Annotated in this window: 5 protein-coding genes; all 5 read left to right on the top strand. The window is 44.2% G+C overall.

The features are described from left to right. A partial coding sequence (locus QT974_RS29695) for an ATP-dependent nuclease (protein ID WP_333471978.1) occupies positions 1–878 on the top strand: 878 nt, incomplete at its 5' end. 132 nt (positions 879–1010) lie between these two features. Then, complete coding sequence (locus tag QT974_RS29700; RefSeq protein ID WP_333471979.1) at positions 1011–1802, top strand: peroxiredoxin-like family protein; 792 nt, start codon at positions 1011–1013, stop codon at positions 1800–1802. An 863-nt stretch (positions 1803–2665) separates the two neighbouring features. Next, positions 2666–4267 carry a type I restriction-modification system subunit M gene (locus tag QT974_RS29705; RefSeq protein ID WP_333471980.1) on the top strand — a complete coding sequence of 534 codons (1602 nt, stop codon included), beginning with the start codon at positions 2666–2668 and terminating at the stop codon, positions 4265–4267. Further along, positions 4264–5469: a restriction endonuclease subunit S gene (locus QT974_RS29710; RefSeq protein ID WP_333471981.1), complete on the top strand. Its 1206-nt coding sequence runs from the start codon at positions 4264–4266 to the stop codon at positions 5467–5469. Before QT974_RS29705 ends, QT974_RS29710 begins: the two co-directional genes overlap by 4 nt. Continuing rightward, positions 5453–5907: SMODS domain-containing nucleotidyltransferase (locus tag QT974_RS29715; RefSeq protein ID WP_333471982.1), on the top strand; the 455-nt coding region annotated here is incomplete at its 3' end. The genes QT974_RS29710 and QT974_RS29715, both read left to right, overlap by 17 nt.

The raw sequence follows: 5907 nt of genomic DNA on the forward strand, positions 1-5907 counted from the left end.
AAATCCTCAAAGAGTTTCCGCAACACCAGTATTTTATTACCACTCATTCGGCTGAGATTATTGCTGCTGCCAATCCCTCAACTATCGTGAAGCTGCGGCTTGAGGACGGGGAAACCCAAGCATCAATGATGAATGCGCGAGATATTAAAGAACAGCGTTCTCTATTAGCCGAGCTGGGAGTGAGTTTGTCGGATGTTTTCGGTGCCGACAGGATTCTCTGGGTGGAAGGGCCGACCGAAGAACTGTGCTTTCCGTTAATTTTGGAGAAAGCAGCCAAAATGCCTTTAAGGGGTACTCAAATTATTGCCGTTAAAAATACTGGCGATTTTGAGGGAAAACGCGCTCATCTAGTATTTGATGTTTACGACAAACTCAGCGGTGGCAGCAGTTTGTTTCCTCCGACAATTGGGTTTGTATTTGACCGGGAGAGTAAATCCGAACGGGAGAGGAATGATTTGCAAAAAAGAAGCCAGCACCCGGTTGAATTTTTGGACAGGCGGATGTATGAAAATTACCTGCTCCATCCTGATGCTATAGCAGCCGTTCTCGATCGAGAAGATGCGGGACGAGAACAACCCCTTGCCGGCAACGAAGTTCGAGAATGGCTCGAAACTCATAAATCAAATAAGGATTATTTCCCCAAAAATTCTACCCAGCAAGATCTATTAAATCCCCAATGGGTTGACGAACATATTGATGCAGCAAAACTGTTAGGTGTCTTATTTGAAAAATTATCGTTCGCACGGGTCGAGTTTAGGAAAACCAAACACTCAGTAATGCTTACAGAATGGTTGCTCGAAAATAACCCCGGTTGCTTCGACGAATTAGTCCAGTTTTTGCAACGTATCCTTGATGCGGGTAAAGCAGCGGTGTCTTGACGCGAGCGCGCCAATCGCGATCGCTCCCAACATCTAAATTCTGGGAAAAACTAAACCCAAATCAAATCCCCAACCCGCCCGCTATGCCGAAACTCCCCGAATGCACGCCTAAATTCCTTCATAGATAAGCCAATGAATATCCATACCTTCTTGAGCCAAACCGAACGCCAACGGGTGAGCGATGGAGCCATTTTACCTATCTTGAGCGGTGGCGAATCCTCTACGAAGCAATTGGTGCTGCTGTTGCCACAATTGGGAGATTTTGACAGCCTTGAATATGCTTGGTGGTTGCGACGGGACGCTCGACGGCTTGAAGCACAACGGATAGCAATTCGAGCTGTGGGAATTGGCGATCGCTCATCGGGTCAGCGATTCTGTAGTTATACAGGATTTCCTACCGACTGTTTGTTTGTAGATCCCACTGGTCAACTGCACCAAAAACTTGACCTGTATCCAGGTTTATCCTTACAAGTACCCGGTTTATCGGCCGCTACGAACGCTTACCTCAATCTATTGTTCATGTGTGCGGGAATTGGTAGCCCCGGCACTTTGGCAGAAGTATTTCGAGGGTATCGAGGCGACGCTAAAGCACCTCAATTAATTGATGATGATGAAGTTATCCAGGCTTTCCCTCTTCCAGCTCTCAGAGGCTCCACTTTCCGGTGGGCCGGTGGTAAGGGTTTCCAGCGTCCGTTTGAATTGGCAACCTTGCGGCTGCGGAATATGACAGAAGTGCTGAGTAATTGGAAAACCTATGTTCCAAATGCTGCTTATCTCACTCAACGAGGCGCAACTTTCTTGTTTAATGCTCAGGGTGATTTAATTTACGAACATCGAGATCGCGCCATTCTTGGTTTCGCTGCTGATATGAGCAATCCCCTGACGTTTCTATCAGAAATGACGGCTGATGGAGACTCGCTCTAGAAAAGCTCTTCTTAAGTAGTGTTAGTTGTTAGGTGTTAAGCTGTTGTGCATTTAAATTGAATGTCAAAGAATAATGAAACTATTGTGGGGTGAGCATCCCGCCCGCCCTGAACCTACAATTTAAATGTGCGACAGCTTAATTGTTAGTTGTTAGGCGTTAACTGTTAAAAGCGGTTGACGACTGTTAAAAAGCGGTTGACGACTGTTAAAAGCGGTTGACGACTGTTAAAAGCGGTTGACGATTGTTAAAAGCGGTTGACGAGCGATCGCCAACCAGATTTATCTATAGTTTAATGCAGCCAAGTAAATGACGTTGAACATATTATGCCGATGCAACTCAAATTGATATAACGCAAAGTGAAAATTTTTGTGAGAATCAGCAACTTTTTTGTGTTGCTTACCCAATTTTTGGATAGCTTTTTTGCGTCTGTTAGAGCCTTTTTTACGCCTCGACACTCTACGCTGTGTTGCATCTAGATTGCCTATGGTATTAGAGAGGGAGAGGGAGAGGGGGAGAAGGGGAGAGGGGGAGAGGATTTGACGATTTTTAATCTGGTCTCGAAATATACAATTTAAATGCAGAACAGCTTACGCTGTGCTGATTTTAATTTTCGTTAATTTACGCTAAACGATCGCGTTTAACGGCGAACCTTTCCAAAGTTAAATTTAGCAGCCGAGCAAATTTTAACAGCCGAGCAAAGTTTTAGAGCAGGATGAGGGAACATAGAAGCAGGAATCGCGCCCAAATTTATAGACTTAAATCGGACACGATCGCCTAAAATAAGAGTTTGTACGAGGCGGTACTGTTTGTTGTTGCCGAAGACGAGAGAATTAATTAAGGATTTGGGAAGATAACGCCAACGATGCCAGCTAATTATACCGAACTCGAAAAACGCCTTTGGGAAGCAGCCGACGAACTCAGGGCTAACTCCAAACTCAAGCCTTCGGAATATTCCGTCCCCGTTTTGGGGTTGGTGTTTCTGCTCTATGCTGACTATAAGTTTGCCCTAGTTTCGCAGGAAATAGCAGCAGGCGGAAGCAGCAGGCGGCGCACCGTGGGTAAGGCGGATTACCAGGCAAAAGGGGCGCTTTATTTGCCGGAAACTGCCCGTTTTGATTATTTGATCGATCGCCCGGAAGCAGAGGATATTGGCGGGGCGATTAATGGGGCCATGAAGGCTATCGCCGATGAGAATGAGGAACTTGGCGGCGCTTTGCCTAGAAATTATAACAGCTTGGAAAAGCAGATTTTGCGGGAATTGTTGAAAATCTTAAATCGGATTCCCAGAGCTGATATTAATGAGGATGCGTTTGGAGAAATTTATCAGTATTTCCTGGGAAATTTCGCTCAGAAAGAAGGGCAGAAAGGCGGAGAGTTTTTTACTCCAATTTCCCTGGTAAAGCTGATTGTGGAGGTGATAGAGCCGAATTACGGGCGAATTTTAGACCCTGCCTGTGGTGCTGGCGGAATGCTGGTACAGAGTGCAATTCGGGTTCGCAATAAGTTAGGATTTGATCCGAATAAGGTGATTAGTGTTTACGGGCAGGAGAAGGTAGACGGAACTGTGAAACTCTGTCAGATGAACTTGGCAGTTCATGGGGTTTCTGGTTTGCGAAATATCCGCGAAGGTAACACTTATTATCAAGATATTCACAGCAGCGTCGGTGAGTTTGATTTTGTGATGGCGAATCCGCCATTTAATGTAAATGGGGTAGATAGAGAAAAGATTAAGGGCGACCCTCATTATCCCTTTGGCGCGCCGACTACGGATAATGCAAATTATCTCTGGATTCAGCTATTTTATACTGCTTTGAATCCGAACGGACGGGCGGGGTTTGTGATGGCAAACTCGGCATCGGATGCGCGGGGTTCGGAGTTGGAGATTCGCCGCCAGTTGATAGAAACGGGGGCGGTGGATGTGATGATTGCGATCGGCTCTAATTTCTTTTATACGGTAACGCTACCTTGTACGCTGTGGTTTTTTGACAAACGCAAATGTCGTAGAGACGTTCCGGTGGAACGTCTCTCTCTCCATCGCCAGGATAAGGTATTATTTATTGATGCGCGGCATATTTACAGGCAAATTGACCGTGCCCATCGGGAGTTTAGCGAAGCACAGATTGAGTTTATCTCGAATATTGTGCGGCTGTACCGAGGGGAAAAGGCAGAGTTGACGGTTGGTGGTTCCGAAATGCTGACTGAAACTTTCCCAGACAAGGTTTATCGGGATGTGGCGGGATTGTGTAAAATAGCAACATTGGCTGAGATTGAGGCCCAGGGATGGAGTCTCAATCCTGGGCGTTATGTGGGGGTAGCGGAACGCAAGGAGGCGGAGGATTTTGATTTTGCCGCACGGTTGGAGGAGTTGAATGAGGAGTTGGAAATCTTGAATGTTGAGGCGCGGGGATTGGAGGAAACAATTGCTGAGAATGTGATGATGTTGTTGGAGGGAACAAAACTGTGAATAAAACTCTAAAGCCAGGTTGGAGTTATAAAAAGCTCAATGAGCTTGGATTCGTTGGTAGGGGTAAATCTAAACACCGCCCTAGAAATGAGCCATCTCTGTATGGCGGAAAACATCCTTTTATTCAAACGGCTGAGGTCACAGCTAGTGAGTTTTATATTATAAAGTATTCACAAACTTATAGTGATTTAGGACTAGCTCAAAGCAAATTATGGGATAAAAACACTCTTTGCATAGTCAATGCGGGTGAGAATACAGCAGAGACAGCTATTCTCAAATTTCAAGCTTGTTTTCCAGATAGTATTATTGGATTTATTGCTGACTCAGAAAAAGCTGATGTTCGCTTCATCAAGTATTACCTAACTACAATTAAGCCACAGTTAAGAAGCATTACTAAAGGAGCAACTCAAGATAACCTCAGTGTTAGCAAATTATTGTTATTTGATATTCTTACTCCCCCTCTTCCCATCCAGCGCAAAATTGCTGGGATTCTGTCAGCCTATGATCGCCTAATCGAGAATAACACGCGGCGGATTGAGATATTGGAAGAGATGGCGCGATCGATCTACCGCGAGTGGTTCGTCAAATTCCGCTTCCCTGGACATGAACAGGCGCAGATGGTAGATTCAGAATTGGGGCTGATTCCTGAAGGTTGGGAGGTTGGCAGATTAGATGATGCGCTAATTCTCCAGAGAGGGTTCGACTTGCCAACTCAACAGCGTAAAGAGGGTAATATTCCAATTTACGCCTCTACTGGAATTACTGGAACTCATAACGAAGCTAAAATTAAAGCGCCAGGTGTGGTAACTGGGCGAAGTGGCTCTTTAGGAACTGTAATTTATGTAGATGAGGATTACTGGCCTTTAAATACAACGCTTTGGGTAAAAGAATTTCGCCGAGTTACGCCACTTTATGCCTTCTATTTATTGAGTGATTTGAAGCTAGAACAATATAACTCTGGTGCAGCAGTTCCAACACTAAATAGGAATGATATTCATGGTCAGCCAGTAGTTCTACCACCTCAGAGAATATTAGAACAGTTGAATCTGTTTGTTGAACCACTACTTGTCCTAAAGAAGAATCTATTAAAAAGGAGTGATAACCTCCGCCAAACCCGCGACTTAGTCCTACCCAGACTCATCTCAGGCAAAATCGATTTAGAAAAAATAAACATAGGGGTGTATAATGCCGAGAACAATTGATGAAGGCTTTAGAGATTTTCACGCAAAGCTTACTCCTTCAGATTATGAATCTACAGCAGCGAAAAACCATAGAGCTTCTATTGAAGCTTGTCTAAAAGCTAATTTTGGATTGAACCGATTCTTCCGTACTGGTTCATTTGGTAATGGAACAAGCATTTCAAGATATAGTGATGTTGATTATTTTGCTAGCATTCCTTTTGGTAAGTTGAGTGAAATTTCTTCCTATGCTCTGATTCAAGTAAAAGATGCATTAAATAGACGATTTTACTCTACAGATGTCTATGTAGATTGCCCTGCCGTTGTATGTCCTTTCGGTACTGAGGCTAAAGAGTCTACAGAGATCGTACCTGCAAGATATATGGGGAAAATTGGAAATAGCAATTATATAGCAAGTCTAAATGATTCACAAAATTTTATTAAATACAATGGTTATGGATT

The sequence above is a fragment of the Microcoleus sp. BM001215392 genome (assembly GCF_036700185.1).
GTDB lineage: Bacteria > Cyanobacteriota > Cyanobacteriia > Cyanobacteriales > Microcoleaceae > Microcoleus.